This is a genomic window from Paenibacillus sp. WG02 (assembly GCF_055396115.1).
The window spans coordinates 4,778,228-4,800,964 of the sequence record NZ_AP036016.1 but is presented as its reverse complement, the minus strand read 5'-3'; the positions used below and the strand labels follow the sequence as shown (position 1 = coordinate 4,800,964).

Genomic DNA, 22,737 nt, shown 5'->3' with positions numbered 1-22,737 from the left:
GGTTTTTCCTTGAGCATGAATGTCAATCCACGTGTATTGATACTTACAGCTAGCTATGGTAACGGACATCTACAAGCTTCAAAAGCCCTGCAGCAGCAGTTCTTGAGGCAAGGCGTAGATCAAGTGAAAATCGTCAATTTGATGCAAGAAGGCCATCCTTTCATTAATTTGATTACTACCTCGCTAGTGAACAAAAGCACAAAAAGTTCTCGGATCGGGCTCGATTATTATGGCTGGAGCTATTACTTAACCCGTGAGACCAAACGGACCGCCTTATTCCAGAGATCTATGACTTATCTTGGCAAAAAAAAGCTGAGAGAACTTATTCATCAAGAGCGTCCTGATTTTGTTGTCAACACTTTCCCATTTGGCGCATCGCCGGAAGTATGCAGTTCGATGGGCATAACCAATTTCACTGTACTTACGGATTATGCTTTACATGCCACATGGTTACACCCGAATGTTAATAAATACTATGTGGCTACGGAAGAATTAAAGCAGCAAATCGTTTTCAAAGGATTCAGCAAGGATCGAATTGAGGTTAGCGGTATTCCGTTGAGACAAGAGTTCGTAAATCTGAGAAATACCTATGCTCCAAATCAAAAAAAGAAGATCATTCTTATCATGGCCTCTGACAGCGGTGTTTCCAGCTATATAGAGGAAATGTTGAATCATTTAGCCTTGCTTGACAATTGTCAATTGGTCGTTGTTTGCGGTCGAAATGAAAGGTTAAAAGGTAAACTTGAAGATCAATTTGCTGGTTTTTCGGGAATAACGATTCTTGGATTTGTTGACAATGTGCATGAATGGATGTCTCGAGCAACTTGTATTGTCACGAAAGCAGGGGGATTAACCTTGACAGAGGCCATTGTTCTACGACTGCCTATCTTTATTTACAGACCCTATGCCGGTCAAGAAAAAGAAAATGCCTTGTATCTGTCCAGCCGCGGGATGGCATCCGTATCTACGAATATGAAGGATTTTACCAGTAAAATCACTCATTTAATCCATCATCCAAGCTTGCATGAAGAAATAAAAGAACGCATGATAGCTCTGCAACGGAGTCAAGCAGCTGCTCACATCGTGAATGATATGATACTTAGCATGAATCATCAACCCGTTTCGCTATCCATATAAGATGAGAGGACTGATCCGGATGAAGGAAAGTCTAGATGATTTTTTACAAACGATCTATGAACTTGAAGAAAAAGTTGTGCATCTGATTCACCAATCGAATTTATCTGCTGTAGAGAAGAAATTTATCTTAGACCATATTCTTATCATTCCCGGAAAAAGTGGAGATCATGAAGAAAGTAAAGTCATTTAATGCATAAAAAACTCCTTCAGATGGACATCTGGAAGGAGTTTTTTACAGGTATAAGTGAACAAAATGAAATTCGGCTTAATGAATCACGCGGCGAGCCGTTTTATAATTTTTGCTCCACCAACCGGAATTCATATCTGAAATCGTAACGCCAGGCTTGCCATACGTATGAAGAACCTTACCATTACCCAAATAAATACCAACGTGGTGAATAGGTGAATAGAAGAAGACAAGGTCTCCTGGTTGCAGCTGATTTCTAGGCACAAATGTACCTACCTGTGATTGCTGCTTGGATGAACGGGGCAAATTAATGCCATTCTTCCCATATACATATTGCGTAAAAGACGAGCAGTCAAATGAGCTTGTATTGCCTTTCTGTGCTCCGAACTTGTACCTCACGCCAAGGTACTGTTTACCGGTAGAAATAACGCTATTTGCTTTCCCAGCCATCGATGTTGATGCTGCTGTTATAGAAGCTGCGCTCGCAGCATGTGCGGATTGCGGCGCCGCTATTAGATTAACGGATGCAAATAAGGATACACTAAGTGTAATTCCTAATAGCGATTTAGTAAGACGGTTCTTTTTCATGTTATTCATGATTGGATGTCCTCCTTCAGGATCGTGTTTTAGGCTCCCACCTGGAATAACCTTAACACATCCAGAATGACCTATAGATTACCAATGATGGGGGAATACTAGGTCAAATCAGGCTTAAACGAGGTTTATTAGAAAACCATGAGAATCCAATGAGCACAAAAACCTTGACAAGCTAGATAGAGGTAATGTCCACTTCTCATTTTACTCTCATGCTCTTCTCACATTCCTATGGTACGATCATTTCAAGGAAGGTGAACAAAAATGAATCATCATGCTATGATCAATTTAATCACCCATTATGGCTATCCGGGTATATTTTTGATACTTTTCATCGGCATTGTTGGCATACCGCTTCCGATTGAGATTATTCTGCTTGGAGCAGGCTACATAGCCTTTAAAGCTAATCTTCATATAGGCGGCATCATCGGCTTTGCTTGGCTTGGTGCTTGCGCAGGCATGACACTTAATTACCTGCTTGGACAAAGTATTGGGTTGAAGCGTATCAGTAAGGTAACAAAGTGGATTAAGCTTTCTGAGACCAGATTAGAAAAGTGGGCCGAACAATTTAAAAAGCATGGTGCCATTTTACTTTTAGTTGGCTATTATGTAGCCGGGCTAAGACATGCTGCTCCTTTCATTGCTGGCGCAACGAGAATGCGATTCGCCAAATTCTTGAGTATCTCGTACATTGGTGCATTGGCTTGGATTCTGGTCATTGTTCTTCTTGGTCAAAAGCTTGGAAAAGCGTGGCACCACATTTATGCGCAATTCCATCATCCATTATGGATTGTTGTCGCGGCAATTATTATTGGTCTCGGCTTGTTAACTAAGATGATGGTTCGCCAACGGCGACTAACCTCATAAAGCAGTAAAAACCTCCAGTCCCAAGTGGGATTGGAGGTTTTTATTGACTTTAGGAATATCGAATTATTTACGTTTTACGGGTAAGAATCGGCCATTTGCTCTTGAATAACGCAGAACTTTAAAGAACATTTTTTTATCTTTTAATTGGTTGAATATAAAGGGATCAGGCGCTGTGTTTACTTCTAGGATCCATGGTTTTAGATTTTTATCGATACCAATATCAACACCAATTTCTTTGAATTTCGGGTAAACCTTCTGGTATTGCATAGCGATTCGATATCCTAAATGTCGCAGGCTTTTGATATAATCATCTTTTTTCTGATTCTTTAAGTAGGGATCAAATAATAATTCTAATGGCAGTGGCTTGCCGCTATTATGAAAGTTCGTTACAATTTTTGCTGGATGAGCAACTCGGCCAATGTAACCGGTAGCTTCCCAAATTTTATTAGGGCTTTTTTGAACCATTATGCGTGTATCGAAAATTCTCTTTTGATGGGTTAAGAGATGAATGCCTTGCTGAACCAAATAGGATCTATTTAACTTGACTTTGTTTAGCGCACTGAATAACCCTAAAAAAGTTCGGTAGGTTCTAACTACTTTTCCGGACTGAAATCGATAATTCTCATTTTTCTCTACACGAATAACGCCCTGTCCGAAAGAGCCGTTGATTGGTTTGACATAAACCATTTTATGTTTATTTAGCATGGCAAGCAGGTTCTCTTGACTGTAGATTCTTGTTTCGGGAACAAATTTGCTAAGTTCTTTGTTTAATAAAAGAACTTTCGTCTTGACCCATTTGCTGCCTAATGTAGTAGCTCGACTCATTGACATAACAGCACCTCTATATGGTAGTTTTCGTCGAATAAATCTTTTCTAACTTGCTTGCTGTGGCCCGCCAACTAAATTTTCTAGTTACATCTAGTCGGGCTTGATTGGCCAGTCTTTTAGCCTTAGAAGGGTCATTGGCTAATTTAATAATTTCTCTGGCAAAAGCTTCTGGGCTTCGATAATTCGTCACTAATAGTCCATTATGTTCATGCCGAATAATTTCAGGAATCCCGCCATTTCTGGAGGCGACCGCTGGAATGCCGGATGCCATCGCTTCTACATTCACTAAGCCAAACGCTTCATGACCTTGAGACGGGCAGACGAAACAGTCTCCAGATTGATAGAAGCGCGGCATTTGACTGCGTGAAACGTAACCTTTGAATGTCACTGGAATTCGAAGTGAAGAAGCTAATTGTTTCAAATATTGCTTGTAGCGTGGTTTACCAGTTCCACCGGCAATGTGAAGCGTCGCGGAAGGGATGGATTTTCTAACGATTTGAGTTGCTTTCATCAAGACGGGAATTCCTTTCCTCGGAATCAACCTGCCTGCAAATAGAATGACAAATGGACGGCGCCCGCCAGTTGAATACTTTTTCTCTTTTCGTGGACGGAATTGAGAAAGATCAACGCCCAGATGTACGTAACGAACCTTATGGCTGATTTTTGGAAAGTTTCGTTTCAGGTGATTTTGCAGTGAAAGACTGTTGCCAATAATGCGATTAGCCCCGCTGAGATCGCTTGCAGCTTGCCTTTTAGAAGTCATCGGCGGAGATATAAATGTCGTTGAATGCAAAAAAACAGAGATTGGCGTATGTGGGAATACTTTTCGCACGGCATGCACAAATCTAGGGCGATTATCGATTTGAATCCTATCGTAACGATGCCCTTTGACAGTTTTAAGTACATTAGATAAATAAGCTTGTTTATTGGCGCCGGGTACTCGAAGAATCGTGATATGACCTAATTTGCTTTTCTTCGGGTAGTTGGCGCGCAGTCGACTTATAATGGTCACTGTATGCTTGGGTGATATTCGTTTGGCAATTTGGTATATACAATGTTCCACGGAGCCTCCGACAGGAGGAGGGACGGGAATTTGTTCAGGAGCAATAATCAGAATATGCATAATAAAAACCTTCACCTCTTGGCATCATTTGCTGTTTCCAGTTATCATATTCAATGGAAACGGATGGACTTGGAGTACAGTCTACTTACTAAAATAAAATTTTTCGATCGTTACCATATTGCAGCCATTTATAAAGTGGGATACACTGAGGCGACGGATTCTGATCTACCTAGAAAGTTCAATTAAGGAGCGATACTCTCTTGAAGACATTAATTATTGCGGAAAAACCCGATATGGGACGTAATATAGCCGCCGCAATAGAGCCTAAAGCCAAAAACTTAAGGTCCTATCTAGAGGGTGAACAGTATATCATCACCTGGGCGATTGGACACTTAATTGAGTTGGCTGAACCTGATCAATATGATGATAAATATAAAAAATGGAATATAAATCACCTGCCGATTATTCCTGATGAATTTAAGCTGATTCCAAACCCACGTACATACGATCAGCTTAAGGTAATTGCTGAGCTTGCGAAGAAATGCGACATGCTTGTTAATGCGTGCGATGCGGGGAGAGAAGGGCAGCACATCTTCTCGCTGATTCAGCGGCATCTTAAACTGAATCAGCCTGTTAAGCGACTCTGGATTTCCGATTTAACCTCGGAGACGATTCGAAATGGCTTCGCGACATTAAAGGACGGAGCTGAATACGAGAATTTAACGCGCGCCGCGCGCTCTCGCAGTGAAGCGGATTGGCTAATCGGCATGAATGGCTCACGTGCATTCACAACGAAGCATAACGTCTTGCTTTCCGTTGGCCGCGTCCAAACACCCGTACTTGCGCTTATTTATGACCGTCAGAAGCAGATCGAAGCTTTCTCCTCGCTCAAATTTTATGAGCTGGAGGGGCATTTTACACAAGGCGAGACGACATATAGAGGCATGTGGCAGGGAGAGCGCTTGACGGACGGACCGAAGGTCGAGGCGCTTGCTGCCAAGGTCAAAGGGAAACCGGCACGGATTATTTCCTATGAAGTGAAAGAGACAAAGGAATATCCGTTCAAATTGTATGATTTGACGCTGCTGCAGCGTGAGGCAAATGGGAAATATGCCTTTTCAGCGAAGAAGACGCTGGATACGGCTCAGGCACTCTACGAGAAGCATAAGGTTATTTCCTATCCTAGAACCAATTCCAACTATGTGACTGAGCAAAATATTCCGGAAATGCACAAATCTTTATCCGCTTTGCAAGGAACGGCTTACCATGAACTTGTGCAAGGGGCAAACCGGAATCTGGTGCACAAAAATAACAAGTTTATTTGCAATCCGAGCAAAGTTGAAGATCACCATGCCATTCTTCCGACGAATCGGAAAGCAACGGGACTGAGTCCGGATGAACAGAAATTGTACGATTTGATTGTACGACGCTTCTTATCTCAGTTTTACCCTCCAGCTGAGTATAAGGTTCATACGGTTATGACTGAGGTTGAACAAGAAATGTTTAAGACCACGGTTAAAGAACTGCTCCAATTAGGCTGGAAGGTCATCTATGCCGATCAGAAAAAAGAAAAGGCGAAGAGTTCGAAGGGCAAAGAAAAGGAAGAGGAAGAAGACGAAGAAGTTGAAGTAAATGAGCCTTTCTCCATCGACCCACAAGGGAACGTCCTTTGCCATGATGCGATCGTGAAGGAAAAAGATACACAGCCGCCTAAGCATTTTAACGAAGGAACGCTGCTCAAAGCCATGGAAAGCGCCGGCAAGCAGATTGAGGATGAGGAGCTCCGCGATGCGATGAAGGATTCGGGACTCGGTACTCCAGCTACTCGAGCAGCGACCATCGAGCGTCTCAAGAAGGTTGGCTACATTGACATGCAGGGCAAGAAAATCGTCTTGACTCAAAAGGGGCGAACGGTTGTTGAATTAATCCGCGGCGCGGGCATTGAGCTGCTGACTTCACCTGAGATGACAGGGCAATGGGAGCGCAGGCTGAATGAAATCTCCCGCGGTACGGCCTCGGACGAGCAGTTTATGCATAATGTCAAAAGATTCGCAACTCTCATCGTTGATAAGGTTCGCGTGCAGGCTAGAGCTTCCAAAACAGCTTTCGAAGGCGAAACGCCTCCGGCTAGCGCACCCAAACGAAGTTCATCTCGATCGACTTCGGCATCAACTGCAGGCGGGGCTAAGACGGCAGCTGCAGCTAAGAAAGCAGCTCCGGCTAAGCAAACAGATGGAGCTAGCACGTTCTTAGCGACTTGTCCAAGACCAGGGTGCGGAGGCTCCCTTTTCATGGGACGTAAAGGCTACGGCTGCTCGCACTATAAGGAAGGCTGCAAATTCGTCATCTGGAAAGAAAGCTTTGGGCGGAATCTAACAGACGCTCAAGTTCAGTCGCTCGTAAACAAAGGGAAAACGACGAAGCTGAAGCTCGTACTTGCTGACGGATCAGCGGCAGACGGACGAATCGTGCTGAAAAATATCGATACGGGAGAGCTCGGTACGGAGACGGAGTGATCGGAGGGGGAAATGATGAGCCATTTAACGAACGACTGGGCTATTATGCTGGGGTCAGAGTTTGAAGAACCCTATTTCCATGCAATGCAACAATTTCTCGATGAGGAATATACGACACAAATCATTTTTCCGGAACAAAGTGAAATTTATAGCGCACTTCATTTAACTTCCTATGCAAATACTAAAGTTGTCATTTTGGGACAAGATCCCTATCACGGCAGAGGCCAAGCTCATGGCCTCAGTTTTTCCGTTAAACCGGGTATACCGACGCCGCCATCTTTGCAAAATATGTATAAAGAGTTACAGTCTGACCTTGGCTGCTATATCCCTGATAACGGCTACCTGAAGGCTTGGGCAGAACAAGGCGTGCTGCTGTTGAACACAGTTTTAACGGTAAGAGCGGATATGCCGAATTCGCATAAGGGGAAAGGCTGGGAACGTTTTACAGATAAAATTATAACGACATTAAGTGATCGGGAGAAGCCGATCATTTTTGTGCTGTGGGGGAGTCATGCGCAAACCAAGCAACGTCTCATAGATACAACGAGGCATGCTATCATAAAATCAGTGCATCCTAGTCCGCTATCCTCGTATCGCGGATTTTTTGGCAGTAAACCTTTTTCGCAAGCTAATGCCTATCTTAGAGATTTTGGGAGCTCGGAAATTGATTGGCAAATACCAAATTTATTGGGAAAGGAGCGGGAGTAATGAGTGACAATAAAGAATTTATTTATGTCTTACGATTAAAACCTGCTTTTCTAGACCGAAGCATTTGGACAGAAAAAGAAGATAAAATTGTTGAAGAGCATTTTCAATACCTTTTACAGTTGAAAGAGGAGGGAGAGCTCATTTTAGCAGGAAGAACGCAAACGTTTGACGAAAAAACATTTGGCATTGTTATCCTTAGGGTGGATAATGAGTTAGAAGCTACACTGATCATGGAACAAGACCCTGCTGTTGCAAATCAACTTATGACCAGTGAATTATTTCCATACAGTATAGCTGTTATGTAACTTAATATTTAGGCTGCCAGTATCTCTGGCGAAAAATCAAAGGAGTGAATCCAATGAAATTTCAAGAATTTAAGTACGAAAGACCCGACTTTAGCGCTTTTGAAAGTAAATTTAAGGAGCTTTTAGAGGCGTTTAAACGAGCAGCTTCATTTGGCGTTCAAGACCAAGCGATGGAAGCAATCGTTAGCTTGCGAAGTGGGCTGGAGTCTATGGAATCTATTGCACGTATTCGTCACAGTGTGGATACCAACGATGAATTTTACAAGGCGGAACAAGACTATTTCGATGAAATTGAGCCTTTATATCAAGGGCTGATTACTGAGTTTTATAAAGCACTCATTGAGTCTTCCTATCGATCAGAGCTAGAAGTTAAATGGGGGAAGCAGCTGTTCACGATTGCCTCTTTATCGTTGAAAACGTTTTCGACGGAAATAGTTGAAGATCTCGTTCAAGAAAACAAACTGGCTAGTGAATATTCGAAGCTGCTTGCTTCTGCCAAGCTTACTTATGCAGGGGAAGAACGAAATTTATCCCAACTCGTGCCTTTTCAATTATCAACAGACCGAAAAGTCCGTAAAGAAGCGAATGATGTGAAATATAGCTTTTTTATAGAGAATGAAGCGAAATTGGATGAACTGTATGACCAATTAGTGAAGATTCGTGCTTTGATCGCTAAGAAGCTAGGATACAGCAATTTTGTTGAACTTGCCTATGCTCGTTTGAACCGTTCTGATTATAACGCCAAAGACGTGGAAGTATTTAGGAATCAAGTACTTGAACACATTGTTCCGGTGGCTACCAAGTTGAAGGAACGGCAGAAAGCTAGAATTGGCGTAGACTCTCTGCACTATTACGACGACAAGTTTGGTTTCGCCTCTGGGAATGCGACGCCGAAAGGCGATGCGGACTGGATTGTGGAACAAGCTCGTAAGATGTATGCAGAGTTATCCCCAGAAACAGATGAGTTCTTTGCTTTTATGATCGATAACGGTTTGATGGATCTAGTGGCTAAGAAGGGGAAACGCGTTGGTGGTTATTGCTCTTATATTAGTACATACAAAGCGCCATACATTTTCTCTAACTTTAACGGGACTTCGGGAGACATTGATGTCTTAACGCATGAAGTAGGTCATGCTTTCCAGGGCTATAGCAGCCGAGAGTTTCAAGTACCTGAATACATATTCCCAACCTTGGAAGCCTGTGAAATCCACTCCATGAGCATGGAGTTTCTCGCTTGGCCTTGGATGTCGTTGTTCTTCGAAGAAGATACAGATAAGTATAAATTCAAGCATCTGAGTGAATCGCTTTTATTCATTCCATACGGTGTTGCCGTAGATGAATTTCAACATCGGATCTATGAGCAGCCGGAACTGACTCCGGCAGAGCGTAAGCTAGTTTGGCGCGAGGTAGAGCGCAAATATTTGCCTCATCGTGTTTACGAAGATAACGACTACTTGGATAGAGGGGGCTTCTGGCAGCAGCAGGCCCACATTTACAAAAGCCCGTTTTATTATATTGATTACACACTTGCGCAAGTGTGTGCGTTTCAATTTTGGAAACGAGCTAATGAAAATCCGGAGTTAGCTTGGGAGGATTACTTAAGACTTTGTCAACAAGGCGGAAGCTTGAATTTCACTGAGCTTGTCCAAGTTGCGAAGCTAATCTCACCTTTCCAAGATGGCTGTGTGGCTTCGGTTATTGGTCATATCGATTCTTGGCTTGATCAGGTTGATGATGCTAAGCTTTAGATCATAGGCTGGACATGAGTGATTTGCAGTCCGCTGTCACAATCTTTACCGGTTTCATAGGAGAGATTGCCAAGAACTTCTTCAAAGGCCTGGTAATCAGCCGAAGTACCTCGTTGTAAGGCTTGAATGGCTGCCTGTAGGACGATTTGTCCATCTGCCATCGCGATATCCCATAAGTCCCAAATGCTGTATGTGTACGTTTCCTCTAATGATGTAGGGCAATTCCAAACCGTCCTGGCTTCGTTTAAATAATCAAGCGGAGCCGGATGCTTGGTATACACCAAAGGTGAAATTTGACCGAAGGTAAATAAACGTTTGATTCCTTTCGGATCGTGGAACAATCGTTGAGCTCGGATCATGTCCATGTAAGCATCGTTCCAATCCTTCTCAGTAACCTTCGATGCTAAGTCAGGATAGTGATTGGCAGCAGCGTGTGCAAGCGCAGGAACTATGCCGAGGGGTAGGGCTTCACCCACATATATTTCTTTCCATACAGGGGTATTCCATGTCTGTAGTCCAAGCTTGCGGCGAACAATGAGCGTGTCCATAATAATTTCAAATCGTTGGTGATCCCATTTCTTGAACCCTGATTTGTAAAAAACGTAAGGATGCATATTGCGATCGAGAATATGATGTGTAAGGAATCCAAGTGCATAAACAACTGCAGGATTATACAAGCCTCTGCCTTGCATATGGGAAAGTAGATCCTTGAGGAACGGGCCGCATGCTTTCGTATGCATAAGACTACCTAATTCATTGAGTTTCTTATCTTTTTTCCAAGGTAAGAAGTTGTGGTAGAACAAGAAATCGGGTCCTTGGCAGCCAAGTGAAAAAACATGCCGCAGCTGCTTATCACTCAGCATATTGGCATGCCCCAATTGATTCATTAATTCTTGGCCGAAAATCAGATGCGTCCAGACGTTTGGCAAAAGGGCTTCCTCCTTATTTGTGATGCACCAAGATGATACATAGAGAACCATTATATTTTATCATATTAAGGAATATCAAGGGCACATTTCATGAACAATTTGATCAGCCAAGGGTTACGATGGAAGGAATAATCTTCAAATCGTCGAATTCAAACACTTGGTGATGGAAACCATCCATGTATGTTTAAGATGGGGGATAAATGAATGGATATGCTTTCGAGAACGGAACCGTCATTTGCCACGGTATTTGAATTCACAACAATTGGCATGGCGATTATTTCGCTCAATGGACAGTGGATGAAGATGAATAACAGCCTAAGTGCGATTACAGGATATTCTGAAGAAGAATTATTATATACGGATATAACTACGATCTTTTTGCCCGAAGAGAGCGATAAACTGCTTGGACTTTTAAAGCAATTGTTGTCTGGGGATTTGCGCTCATTTCAGATTGAACAAAGAATGAAGTCAAAAGAAGGGGAAATCGTAAAGGTAGAATGCGGAATTTCACTAATTAGAAACTCGGACAATGAACCTCTGTATTATATGGCTCAGATGAAAGATCTCTCGAAAAATACCGAGATGGAACTGAAGCTAGCGGAGAGTGAGCAGCGGTATAATTCATTAATTGAGCACAATCCAGCGGGGATCATAACAAGTGATTTGAATGGTTTGATTAAAAGTGTGAATCCTGCTATGGAACGGATTTTGGGTTACACGAAGCAGGATATGGTGGGACGGTCCATCCATTATTTCTGGGAACAAGAGGATCTTGCAGCATTCCCGACCAAAAGTGTACTCTTGCAAACAGATAATTATATGCTGAAGGTTACACATAAGAGCGGCGAAAAGATCGAATTAGGCTTAAAAAATGTGCCGATAATCGTGAATGGGATAACCGAAGGCGTGTATATTATCGCAAGAGATATCACCCAGCATAATAAAGACCGTGAGTCCTTGAGAGTTGCACAGCAGGACCTGCATGACACCGTACGCAGACAGCAAGGAATGACCATGAAGTTCAGACAAATGCGAGGGAAATTCATTCATACGTTATGTGACGGTGAACTTCTATATAGGCTCGGCTATAAGCCATCGCATATCCTTGGCAACGGCTTATATGAGATATGGCCCTACTATATGGCTACTAATATCGATAAGTATTACCACAGGGCTTGGAGCGGGGAAGAAAATGTCATGTATGAAGCCACATTCCGGGGGATTACGTATTTAACATCTTTACGTCCTATTTTTGAAAATGGCCGCGTGATTGAAGTGATCGGTTCATGTGTGGACATTACGGAACGTAAACACATGGAAACCGAGCTTAGAGAAACGAAGGAGCTGCTGGAATCTTTTATTAATAATACGACCGATGCCATCTGCGTCCTTGATCAACGGTTTAAGGTTATTTCAGTCAATTCCGCGTATGAGAAAGTATTTGGTTGGAATCAGGATGAGCTTCAAAATAAACCTTTGCCGATATATCCGGATTTCTTGGAAGAGCATCATAAAGAAATTCGTGACTTATTGAAAGCTGGCAACCAAATTTCTGGGTTAGAGACGGTTCGAATTCGTAAGGATGGACAGCTCATTCATGTCAGTGTGACCAAAACGCCAATCAAGAATGAGAAGGGCGAGATTATCGGGTTCGCCGGTATTACGCGAGATATTACAGAACGGAAACGAACGGAGGAACTGCTCCGCAAGTCCGATAAGCTCTCCGTCGCAGGCCAGTTAGCCGCAGGGCTTGCCCATGAAATCAGGAATCCGCTCACGTCACTCCGAGGCTTCCTACAGCTGCTGCAGAATGATATGAAGGGAAAACAGCACTATTTTGACATCATGCTGTCCGAACTGGATCGAATTAATTTCATCGTTAGCGAATTCCTTGTCATTGCGAAACCGGAAGCTATTCACTACAAAAGAAGTGATTTAATAAATATCTTACAAACCGTAATTGCGCTGCTTGATACGCAGGCTAATCTTTGCAATGTGCAGCTTTTGCTGGAGTTTGAGTCTGATATTCCAGAGTTCATTTGTTCCGAGATGCATCTGAAGCAATTGTTTATTAACTTGGTGAAAAATGCGATTGAAGCGATTACGAAGGATGGACAAATTAAAATTACCGTTTCCATGCAGGGAAGCGAGATGATACGAGTGAGGACTCAAGATAATGGCTGCGGCATCCCCGAAGAACGAGTAAAGCAATTAGGTGAACCTTTCTATACAACGAAGGAAAAGGGTACAGGACTCGGTCTAATGATGTGTTTCAAGATCGTTGAAGCACATAAAGGCACAATGTCGATTCAGAGCCGAATTGGAGAAGGAACTATTATTGATGTATTTTTGCCGACGCAGTCGATAGGTAAAGATAGCAGTGAATTTGAATAGCAAGAATGTAAAAACCGCCAGGCCTGTCAAGTGACAGGAACGGGCGGTTTATTCATTTCTAAAACCGGATACTAAATTCATTCGTCTCTCTTGAATACCATTTTGTCATAGAGGAGTCATGTTCAGAATGAATTTGTACTTCATCAGGTGTATATTTTACGATAAAACCCGAATTTACCTGATAATAAACGCCCAATGAATCTAACGACCAAACATAAACAGGTGTTTTTGTAAGAGCGGCAATGAAAATTTCTGTATCTGTTTCCAGTAGTTTGGTTCCGTAAATCATCTTCACACCTCTGTCTTATTATTTTGAAAAAGCAGCGCTTATAAGTAGTGACAGCATGAACTTACAAACAATCACAAACTGTTCCTATTTTTTTGTGGCGTTTCGGTTTTATACCAAGTACAATCAAAGTTGTGTAATTTTGAATAGGATTGACAGGGAGAATCAGCATGAAATTCGCAGTTCAATATATATCATTTTTTGTGATTTAAGGGGAAGGCGTAGACGCGGCATCGGCTAAAAATTATCGTCATTATCAGACTTTGGATGAGTACGATTATGAAGATAGTGCCTTACAGCAATTCTTAGACGGTGAGTTCGCACGGATTGCTAAACGCAAAGTAGAGCGAAACCCGAAGGCGATTATTTACACTTTGAAAAAGGCGTTTCACCGGTTGAATTACTTAGACCAGACGATCTTCATGCTGTTATTGAGAGGATAACAAGAGAAGAAGAAAACGATAGATAAAGGTAAAAAAATAGGGTTCCCACCATTATGGATTCCTTGTATAATAGGGAAGCTTTGCAAGAATTGACAGATGGTAAATTAGGACTGGTAAGAAGGAGAAAGGGGTCAATGGCAGTGATCGTGGTTGGGGGAATGATTGGTCTAGGTAAAACATCGGTATCGACTTTACTTGGACAAGAATTAAATTCAAATGTGTATTATGAAAGTGTTGATGATAATCCGATACTACCGTTATTTTACACGGCATCTCCGGAAGAAATCGATAAGAAGAGATATCCGTTTTTACTTCAATTGCACTTCTTGAATACAAGATTTAAGGCCATTAAACAAGCGTTAGTACATAATCGAAATGTACTGGATAGAAGTATTTATGAGGATTGGTATTTTGCTAAAGTGAATCGGGAGTTAGGCCGTATTTCACAGTTGGAATTTGATGTTTACGAGGGGCTGGCAGATAATATGATGTCAGAGCTCGCCGAGCTTCCTAAGAAAGCACCGGACCTTATGGTGTATCTAAAAGCATCATTCGAAACGGTTATGCACCGCATCGGACTGCGGGGGCGCAGCTTCGAGCAAGATCAATCTTTGGTTGATTATTATCGGCTGCTTTGGTCTGGCTATGATGACTGGGTGATGAATCATTATCATGCCTCTGAAGTGTTGATTGTAGATATGGATCGTGTTGATGTTGTGAATCGTTCAGAAGATGCGATTGAATTAGTAGAGCAGGTACGTGCCAAGCTTTCCGATTTAGCAATTGTTTAGTATGGAACTGTCGAAAGACCCCCTCAACCCGAGGGGGTTTTTCGAATTATGTAGGAGTTTAATCGTGTTTAAAAATTAAAATGTTTTTATGCTTCAATTTACTTAGATTTGGTTATAAAGTCCTGTGAAAATACATATACTATCGAAATATGACGGTATTTATCTCAATTTGTTGTATCTCGAGTAAAATTGTTGTATGATACATTATGTATCAAGAAGAGGCGTGAAATCTTCAAATGGAAGAGTAGGTGATGAGTTTGTTATTTATCGTATGTTACAAAGGGAAGCCTATGTGCCCGCCACTATCTAAATTGGCAGCAAATGAGAAAATGATGAAGTTAAGCCGATTTTTCTCAAATCTTGAGATCGTTGAGGTTAAACAACAATTAGTAGCAACATAACAGAATAATAAACTTCATACTCTCAAAATAACCCACCTCCTTAAACCTTGGTTCTAGGAGGTTTTTGTCTTCCCTGGATTATGTTACAGTAGATGGAAATGGTTCGTCGGTTATGGAGGGCAGCATGAACAATATCATACCTTCTTCAAGGAAAGCAATTATCATTGGAGCTGGCATTGGTGGATTAACGACAGCTCTTTTCTTACAAAGGCAAGGTTGGGAAGTTGTTATCTATGAGAAAAAAAGAGAGCTATCCGAATTCGGAGCCGGAATTGTATTAGCTGCGAACGCCATGCATATCTTATCGGAGCTTGGCATGGATGAGCAGGTGAGGGGAGCCGGCGCTCAAGTTGGCATGGCTGAAATTCGCTCTTGGGATGGTAAACCGATTACTTCAGTTCCCGTTTCGAAGCAAGCCGCTAAATATGGAACGTATAGCTACCTAATTCATCGCGCTAAGCTCCAAAAGATTTTATTTCAACAACTAAATGAATTTTCAACTGTCTATTTGAATAAAAAGCTGATAGCCTTTGAACAGGATCCGCACCAGGTAGTTGCCCATTTTGATGATGGAACAGAAGATAAGGGACATATCTTAATTGGTGCAGATGGCATACACTCCCAAGCGGCTCATCTCTTATTTGGCTTACAACAGCTGCGATATTCAGGTTTTAAAGCTTTCCGAGGTATTACTTCGTTCTTGGATAAGCGATATATGCCTGAGATCGGTGGTGGATTTGAGGCATGGGGCAGAGGACGTCGGTTCGGATTTTCCCAGCTTGGCGAGGGACAAGTTTTTTGGTTCGCTGCTATCAACGCAGACTCAGGGACAGTTGTGGATTGTAAAAAGGACTACGTTCTTCAGCAATTTGAGGGCTGGCATAATCCAATTGAACGGGCCATCCAGTCGACCGATGAGGGAGCGATTCTAACGCATGACATTCATGATCGTATACCACTTGAAAGATGGAGCCAAGGGAGAGTAACACTGCTTGGTGATGCGGCTCATCCCATGCTGCCTAATCTGGGACAAGGAGGCGCTCAGGCGATGGAGGATGCTCTTGTTGTAGCTAGATGCCTAGAGGGAATTTCCATACTTTCATTAAGCAGCGTTACAGCCGCGTTTCAGTCTTATGAAAGTAACCGAATAGCACGAACCAATCAAGTTGTGAGTCAATCCAGACGAATGGCTCGCATCGTGCAAATGAGTCATCCTGCTGCTATCATGCTGCGCAATCAAGTGCTTAGAGTTCTTCCTGATGAAGTCCAAATGAAGCAGTTGGATTGGCTTCTGGGTTATCGCGTGTAGTAAGTATTGGGAGATGCTTGTCGGAAAATTATTTTTAGAAATGTGTGAAATTCAATAGAATAGATGGAAAACACCGAATATAATGGAATAGTATACTTTGAGAAAAAGAAAGAGGTGCTGTCCATGTATGATTCTTCGGATATTCAAAGTAATAAGGGAATGGCCATCATTGCATACATCTTGTTTTTTATCCCGCTCATCGCTGCAAAGGACTCCAAATTTGCATGGTATCACGCTAACCAAGGGCTTACCTTATTAGTGGCTGCTGTCATCGTGAATGTTGTTTTGGGTATCATTCCGTTTATTGGTTGGATTCTATTGCCTTTAGCGAATTTAGCAGTCTTTGTCTTAGCTATTCTAGGTATTGTTGCTGCGGCTCAAGGCCAAGTAAAACCACTTCCGTTTATCGGAGGCTACACGTTATTGAAGTAGCGGGACATACATATGAGAAGCATGTTGCCTTGATTGGCAGCCTGCTTTTTTGTTTTAAATGAAACGATGATTTAGCTAGAAGAAGCTGCTAATTCCGCAATACGTTGATTTACATTGTCGGTGTACAACCCGCCGTGATAGCAAATAACAGCTTCAATGTCGTATAGAGCGAACTTGTTAATGGAATGCATCGCTAACTCATAGTTTACGGAGTATTCCGGGATGGGTCCGAGAAGTTGACCATTTGAAACGACCAAGGCATCAGCTGCAATCAATGTTTTGCTCTGTTTGTGATATAGACTTACATGTCCCGGAGTATGACCAGGGGTATGTATGACGATAATCCCACCACAGTTGGGCAACTCGAATCCATCTTCGAGAATGCCATTGACCGGTCCTTTTGGCGGATTCTCTAAAGCTGATCGAAAAGCTTTTCGCCATTCAGGTGAAATATCCGCAGGTAAACGAGCGACCGCTTGTTCGATCGATTCTGGCGTGATTTTGATCAACATTTTCTCACCTTGAATATAAGGCTTCTCTATTTCACTGGCCAGGATATCAAGCTTATGCGGAGATTTGCTTATGATATCAGGTAAACTTCCTATATGATCAATATCTTGATGGGTAATAATGATCTTCTTCAAATGACCGAATGGAACACTATGTTCCTCCATGGCACTCTGTATAAGCGGCAATATACCAGGATATCCGGTATCCACCAGAATGGCGCCTCCTTCATCGGAAAAAAGGGTTGGGTGTATGACATCGATACGCCCCATGACTGGTACTGACAGTTCAAGCATGTAAATTCCGTTCGCAATCTGCATTCGAATCCCTCCAAAGAGAAATGATAGTGAAAGAACAGTGCTATCATACCCAGAAGGGAGTGTTGTTGTCAAACAAATATTTTATTATACCATAAATATAACAAAAAGTCAAGATAATTTATTTGTGAACAAGTCGTATTTAATTTTGTCCAAATTTTGATAAACGTGTGAATAAAATATGAACAAAATATTGGATTTGTGATATACTATGTTTATAAAGCACTTACATTGGGGTTTGGAGTGATAATTATGGCAAATAGAGCCGTTTTGATCAGTAGTAATGAGCGCAGTGAGCGCGATGTAATGCCATTAGTCAAGATGATGACATTTGCGGCATGGACGTTGCTTGGCATAGGATTACTATTAAGCTTGTTGAATATGGAGCATTTTAGTGATCGTAATGCCTCTTTGATGGTTGGTATTGGTTTCATGGTTGGCAGTGTGCACATCTATGTTATTCGGACCGCTATTCATTTGGTGCATTCGCGTGCAGCTTCAAAGACGGAATGATTTCAACGTATTATGAGCAGTTAATAAGCCTTTCAAGTGACAACTTGAAGGGCTTTTTCATTTTCATGCGTTTTCATACATTTTCATAATAGTCAACAAACGTTCTGTGACATTTGTTTTACAGTAAAACGTCGATCCTTTGACGTATTTGTTAAGTTGTGTTTGCGACTGTGTACTTTTATCAGCGAGATGATATCTTGATAATAGATCAGATTTGTTGATAGGGAGGTTAAGTAGGATGAAGAAGAGAACACTCGTACAAGCTATGCTGCTCTTCATGATGGTCGCCATCATTGTTTTATTGGCAGGCTGCAGTAATCAAGCTATGGTACTGAATCCCAAAGGACCTGTGGGTGCAGAACAGAAAGATTTGATTGTGATTTCCACAATATTATGTACCGTAATCCTCGTTCCTGTACTTGCGTTAACCGCATGGATCGTATGGCGGTATCGTGATAAAGAAGGCAATAAAGCATCTTATAAGCCGAATTGGGCGCACAGTACTACCTTAGAAATCGTTTGGTGGTCAATTCCCATCATTATTATTGTAGCCTTGGCCGTCATAACTATTCGTTATACACATGCACTAGAGCCTTCTAAGCCGTTGAAATCCAATAAACCGCCCGTCACCATTCAAGTGACATCGCTGGATTGGAAATGGTTGTTTACGTATCCGGAACAAGGCATAGCAACAGTTAACTATTTGCAAATTCCTGAGGATACACCGATTAAGTTTGAGCTGACCTCAGACGCTCCGATGAACTCGTTCTGGGTGCCGCAGTTGGGCGGGCAAATCTATACGATGTCAGGTATGAAGATGACACTGTATTTGCAAGCCGATGAGATCGGGCATTACTTTGGAACGGGAGCGAATTTCAGCGGTGCGCATTTCGCGGACATGACGTTCGATGTGAATGCGACATCTCAGAGCGATTTCGATGCTTTCGTTGCCAAAACGAAAAAGGTTCCGACCAAACTTACGATGGAAAGCTATGAAACATTAGCAAAGCCTGGTAAGTCCGAAGTGCAGTACTTCTCCTCGGTGCCAGATGGACTTTTCGATAAGATTGTAACGAAATATACGAATGGTCAATCCATTCACAGTGGTCATGGCGGTACAGAATCCGTGAAAGAGACGAGTAAGCCTCAAGCAACGGACAAAAATGCCCCTATGAACCATAATGATCACAGTCAAATGAAAATGACAAAATGATCGATCAAAGCTTTTGAGAAAGGAAGATCAGCTCATGTTGGATAAAATAAAGCAATTCGCATCTGAGTTTTTCGTAACGGGCGATCCACTCATTCTGGGTGCTCAGGTTAGTATCGGACTCTCAATGATCGCTATGATTTTTGTGCTGTCCTATTTCAGAAAGTGGGGCTGGCTTTGGCGTGAATGGTTAACAAGTGTTGACCATAAACGAATCGGGATCATGTACATTATTTGTTCGATCATGATGCTGTTCCGCGGCGGTGTGGATGCGCTTCTCATGCGTTTACAGTTAGCGATGCCAAACAGCGAATTTCTACAAGCAGAGCACTATAACCAAATCTTCACAACGCATGGCGTGATCATGATTTTATTCATGGCTATGCCATTGATGTTCGGTTTGTTTAATATTGTAGTCCCTCTGCAAATAGGAGCTCGAGACGTTGCTTATCCGTTCTTGAACTCACTTAGCTTCTGGATGTTCTTCTGGGGCGCTATGCTATTCAACGTATCGTTCGTTATCGGCGGATCACCGGATGCAGGATGGCTTAGCTATCCACCGCTTTCGGAAATGTCTCACAGTCCGGGGGTTGGCCAGAACTTCTATATCTGGGGGATTCAAATTTCCGGTATCGGTAGTTTGGCAACAGGGATTAATTTTATCGTGACCATTTTGAAAATGCGTGCGCCTGGCATGAAGTTGATGAAGATGCCGATGTTTACATGGTCCGTATTTTCAAGCTGTATTATGATTATCTTTGCTTTCCCAATCCTTACAGTTACGTTGGCCTTATTGTTCCTTGATCGTTTCCTTGGCGCCCATTTCTTCACGTTGGATGGCGGCGGGAATCCGATGATGTACATCAATTTGATCTGGATGTGGGGTCACCCTGAGGTCTACATTGTTGTCGTTCCGGCTTTCGGGATTTTCTCGGAAATTGTTTCTACTTTCTCTAAAAAGAAATTGTTTGGTTACAAATCAATGGTTTTCGCCATGCTGATCATTAGTTTATTGTCCTTCTTCACATGGGCGCATCACTTCTTTACGATGGGGTCTGGCGCGAATGTTAATGCCTTTTTCGCCATTAGTACGATGTTGATTGCGATACCGACTGGGGCCAAAGTCTTTAACTGGTTATTCACCATGTTCCGCGGTAAGATTCGTTTTACGACACCGATGATGTGGACGATCGCCTTCATTCCATGTTTCGTTGTTGGGGGTATGACAGGGGTATTATTATCAGTTGCGCCTGCAGATTTTCAATTCCATAATAGCTATTTCCTAATTGCGCATTTCCATCAAGTTTTAATTGGTGGTGTAGCTTTTGGTTACTTCGCTGGACTTTACTACTGGTGGCCAAAAATGTTTGGTTTCAAGCTGAACGAACACTTAGGTAAATGGGCATTCTGGCTGTGGAACATTGGATTCTATGTTTGTTTCATGCCGCAATATTTCTTAGGCTTAGATGGTATGACTCGCCGTACGTACACGTACAGTTTCGATATGGGCTGGGGACCGCTGAATCTCGTGTCAACAGTTGGTGGTTTCCTTATGGGTATCGGGTTCATTTTCCAAGTATGGCAAATTGCCCACTCGATTAAATTCAGAGAACCGGATGTATCCGGGGATCCTTGGGATGGCCGTACGTTAGAGTGGTCGATTCCTTCGCCAGCTCCTATTTATAACTTTGCCGTATTGCCAGAAGTAAGCGAGGCAGATGCATGGTGGGAACAAAAGCAGAAGCAAGGCTCATCAGCTAAGCAACCAGCCAAGATCGTATATGAACCGATTCATATGCCTAAGAATTCTTCCATTCCATTCATCATGTCTGCTTTATGGTTTTTCGCTGGATTTGGTTTTGTATTTAATTGGATGTGGTTGACGATTCCAGCCTTAATTGGTGTCGCGATCAGTATGATTGCACGTTCGTTCAGTTATGATACGGATTATTATATTCCTGCTGATGAAGTGAAACGTACGGAAGCCGCATTGAAAGGGGCGAAAGTATAATGGCACATGCAGCTACGCAAGATGGGCATCACGCCCACGATCATGAACATGATCACGAGTCGCTCAAAACGTTCGGATTCTGGATATTTCTAATCACGGACTGTATCTTATTTGGATCTTTATTTGCCACATATATGGTTCTTCATCAAAATACAAACGGGGGACCAACCCCGGAAGAATTGTTCAAGATGCCAGGGATCATAGCGGAAACCTTTATCTTGCTTACTAGCAGCTTCACGAGCGGTCTAGCCGTGCTTGGCATGCATAAAGGGAACATGAAGCAGTTAATCGGCTGGCTCGCCGTAACTGTGCTTCTGGGAGCGTCATTCGTTGGACTCGAGCTTAATGAATTCATTAACATGGTTAATCATGAGGGTGCAACGATTAGTACGAGCGCGTTTTTATCAGCATTCTTTGCACTAGTAGGAACACACGGCTTGCACGTTTCGGTTGGTTTGATCTGGATGGTCGGCTTAATGCTGCAATTGAAACGCCGCGGCATCACGGCAGTAACCAAACGGAAAGTGGCTGTCATTTCCTTGTACTGGCATTTCCTTGACGTTGTTTGGATCTTCGTATTTACAGCTGTCTATTTGATGGGGGTGATGTAAGATGAGTCAACCGCATACAGGTTCACATGAAAACCATGACAATCATGGTTCATTAAAATCTTATATCCTTGGCTTTGCGCTCTCGATCATTCTGACCATCATTCCACTCGTTGCCGTTATGAACCATATGTTGACTAAAACAGGCACAATCGTCTTGATCCTCATCATGGCTGTACTGCAATTCGGTGTTCAATTGTTCTTCTTCATGCATGTGAAAGAGGGCGAGAACGCGCGTTGGAATATCATGGCGCTGATCTTTGGGCTTGTCATCTTACTGACGATCGTGGCGGGCTCGATATGGATTATGACTTACAATCAAGTGGCGCATTAAGTTTTGAAAAAAGGAAAGACGTTTTCACCACGATTGACGTGGTGGGAACGTCTTTTTTTGCTTCTTTTTACATAAATTGGTTATAAATTTACTGCATGTTTAAAACGGCTATAGTACCTTGGACTGGTGGCAGTCCAGAAACTCAGAAGATGGCAGTTGAGACGATGAATTACATCGCTAAAGTACATGGAGTACCTGAAATTCCCGCCATAGCGATGAAAAACATCCTTATCGTCGCACGATCAGCCTAAATCCTCTTAAGATGTCAGCTGGAAGGATGAAATTCATCGCTAAAGTAC

21 protein-coding genes and 2 pseudogenes are annotated in these 22,737 nt (G+C 42.5%); 18 read left to right on the top strand and 5 right to left on the bottom strand.

Features of this window, described 5'->3' with window-relative positions; all coding sequences use genetic code 11:
- Positions 1-15 precede the first annotated feature (15 nt).
- Both ACBP55_RS21815 and ACBP55_RS21810 read left to right on the top strand, forming a co-directional pair.
- Complete coding sequence (locus ACBP55_RS21815; RefSeq protein ID WP_464653376.1) at positions 16-1,137, top strand: MGDG synthase family glycosyltransferase; 1,122 nt, start codon at positions 16-18, stop codon at positions 1,135-1,137.
- Between the two features lie 19 nt (positions 1,138-1,156).
- A complete protein-coding gene (locus ACBP55_RS21810; protein ID WP_154669554.1) occupies positions 1,157-1,327 on the top strand; it encodes a hypothetical protein in 171 nt (56 codons plus the stop codon).
- A gap of 75 nt (positions 1,328-1,402) precedes the next feature.
- Here ACBP55_RS21810 and ACBP55_RS21805 read toward each other — a convergent pair whose 3' ends face one another.
- Complete coding sequence (locus ACBP55_RS21805) at positions 1,403-1,921, bottom strand: C40 family peptidase (protein ID WP_051253243.1); 519 nt, start codon at positions 1,919-1,921, stop codon at positions 1,403-1,405.
- 261 nt (positions 1,922-2,182) lie between these two features.
- Between ACBP55_RS21805 and ACBP55_RS21800 the strand changes: the two genes are divergently transcribed.
- A complete protein-coding gene (locus tag ACBP55_RS21800; protein WP_464644916.1) occupies positions 2,183-2,785 on the top strand; it encodes a DedA family protein in 603 nt (200 codons plus the stop codon).
- A gap of 63 nt (positions 2,786-2,848) precedes the next feature.
- On the opposite strand, the gene ACBP55_RS21795 is transcribed toward ACBP55_RS21800, so the two are convergent.
- Entirely contained in the window at positions 2,849-3,616 is a 768-nt protein-coding gene (locus ACBP55_RS21795; RefSeq protein ID WP_464644914.1) for a YheC/YheD family protein, read from the bottom strand.
- A gap of 10 nt (positions 3,617-3,626) precedes the next feature.
- Positions 3,627-4,736 carry a glycosyltransferase family 4 protein gene (locus ACBP55_RS21790; RefSeq protein ID WP_464644912.1) on the bottom strand — a complete coding sequence of 370 codons (1,110 nt, stop codon included), beginning with the start codon at positions 4,734-4,736 and terminating at the stop codon, positions 3,627-3,629.
- Positions 4,737-4,936: 200 nt separating this feature from the next.
- Here ACBP55_RS21790 and ACBP55_RS21785 point away from each other — a divergent pair, with 200 nt between their 5' ends.
- From ACBP55_RS21785 to ACBP55_RS21770, 4 genes are read left to right on the top strand one after another with little or no spacing between them, the layout of a single operon-like run.
- Complete coding sequence (locus ACBP55_RS21785) at positions 4,937-7,192, top strand: type IA DNA topoisomerase (RefSeq protein ID WP_464644910.1); 2,256 nt, start codon at positions 4,937-4,939, stop codon at positions 7,190-7,192.
- Positions 7,193-7,207: 15 nt separating this feature from the next.
- On the top strand, positions 7,208-7,900 hold the full coding sequence (locus ACBP55_RS21780) for a uracil-DNA glycosylase (RefSeq protein WP_464653375.1): 693 nt from the start codon (positions 7,208-7,210) through the stop codon (positions 7,898-7,900).
- A complete protein-coding gene (locus ACBP55_RS21775) occupies positions 7,900-8,205 on the top strand; it encodes a YciI family protein (RefSeq protein WP_029194218.1) in 306 nt (101 codons plus the stop codon). Before ACBP55_RS21780 ends, ACBP55_RS21775 begins: the two co-directional genes overlap by 1 nt.
- 53 nt (positions 8,206-8,258) lie before the next feature.
- Entirely contained in the window at positions 8,259-9,953 is a 1,695-nt protein-coding gene (locus ACBP55_RS21770) for a M3 family oligoendopeptidase (protein ID WP_464644907.1), read from the top strand.
- Here ACBP55_RS21770 and ACBP55_RS21765 read toward each other — a convergent pair.
- Positions 9,950-10,882 carry a zinc dependent phospholipase C family protein gene (locus ACBP55_RS21765; protein ID WP_464644905.1) on the bottom strand — a complete coding sequence of 311 codons (933 nt, stop codon included), beginning with the start codon at positions 10,880-10,882 and terminating at the stop codon, positions 9,950-9,952. The genes ACBP55_RS21770 and ACBP55_RS21765 overlap by 4 nt on opposite strands.
- Positions 10,883-11,086: 204 nt before the next feature.
- Here ACBP55_RS21765 and ACBP55_RS21760 point away from each other — a divergent pair, with 204 nt between their 5' ends.
- From ACBP55_RS21760 to ACBP55_RS21735, 6 genes and pseudogenes are all read left to right on the top strand, one after another.
- Positions 11,087-13,276 carry a PAS domain S-box protein gene (locus tag ACBP55_RS21760; RefSeq protein WP_464644903.1) on the top strand — a complete coding sequence of 730 codons (2,190 nt, stop codon included), beginning with the start codon at positions 11,087-11,089 and terminating at the stop codon, positions 13,274-13,276.
- A gap of 522 nt (positions 13,277-13,798) precedes the next feature.
- Positions 13,799-13,912: pseudogene (locus ACBP55_RS21755) on the top strand (DUF3900 domain-containing protein); the annotation flags it as partial.
- A gap of 44 nt (positions 13,913-13,956) precedes the next feature.
- A pseudogene (locus ACBP55_RS21750) lies at positions 13,957-14,031 on the top strand (hypothetical protein); the annotation flags it as partial.
- A gap of 108 nt (positions 14,032-14,139) precedes the next feature.
- Positions 14,140-14,796: a deoxynucleoside kinase gene (locus tag ACBP55_RS21745; protein ID WP_464644901.1), complete on the top strand. Its 657-nt coding sequence runs from the start codon at positions 14,140-14,142 to the stop codon at positions 14,794-14,796.
- Between the two features lie 525 nt (positions 14,797-15,321).
- Positions 15,322-16,506 (top strand): FAD-dependent oxidoreductase, encoded by a 1,185-nt coding sequence (locus ACBP55_RS21740; RefSeq protein WP_464644899.1) that lies wholly within the window; start codon positions 15,322-15,324, stop codon positions 16,504-16,506.
- Positions 16,507-16,629: 123 nt separating this feature from the next.
- Entirely contained in the window at positions 16,630-16,938 is a 309-nt protein-coding gene (locus tag ACBP55_RS21735; protein ID WP_464644897.1) for a DUF4870 domain-containing protein, read from the top strand.
- Between the two features lie 71 nt (positions 16,939-17,009).
- On the opposite strand, the gene ACBP55_RS21730 is transcribed toward ACBP55_RS21735, so the two are convergent.
- A complete protein-coding gene (locus ACBP55_RS21730; protein ID WP_464644896.1) occupies positions 17,010-17,765 on the bottom strand; it encodes an MBL fold metallo-hydrolase in 756 nt (251 codons plus the stop codon).
- Positions 17,766-18,014: 249 nt separating this feature from the next.
- On the opposite strand from ACBP55_RS21730, the gene ACBP55_RS21725 reads away from it, so the two are divergent.
- From ACBP55_RS21725 to cyoD, 5 genes are all read left to right on the top strand, one after another.
- A complete protein-coding gene (locus ACBP55_RS21725; RefSeq protein ID WP_029194209.1) occupies positions 18,015-18,275 on the top strand; it encodes a hypothetical protein in 261 nt (86 codons plus the stop codon).
- Between the two features lie 238 nt (positions 18,276-18,513).
- Positions 18,514-19,488, top strand: coding sequence for a ubiquinol oxidase subunit II (cyoA, locus tag ACBP55_RS21720; protein ID WP_051253241.1), 975 nt, complete (start codon positions 18,514-18,516; stop codon positions 19,486-19,488).
- A 34-nt stretch (positions 19,489-19,522) separates the two neighbouring features.
- On the top strand, positions 19,523-21,496 hold the full coding sequence (locus tag ACBP55_RS21715; RefSeq protein ID WP_464644894.1) for a cbb3-type cytochrome c oxidase subunit I: 1,974 nt from the start codon (positions 19,523-19,525) through the stop codon (positions 21,494-21,496).
- On the top strand, positions 21,496-22,107 hold the full coding sequence (gene cyoC / locus ACBP55_RS21710) for a cytochrome o ubiquinol oxidase subunit III (RefSeq protein WP_464644892.1): 612 nt from the start codon (positions 21,496-21,498) through the stop codon (positions 22,105-22,107). Before ACBP55_RS21715 ends, cyoC begins: the two co-directional genes overlap by 1 nt.
- Position 22,108: 1 nt before the next feature.
- A complete protein-coding gene (cyoD, locus tag ACBP55_RS21705; protein ID WP_173193103.1) occupies positions 22,109-22,438 on the top strand; it encodes a cytochrome o ubiquinol oxidase subunit IV in 330 nt (109 codons plus the stop codon).
- Positions 22,439-22,737: the final 299 nt, after the last annotated feature.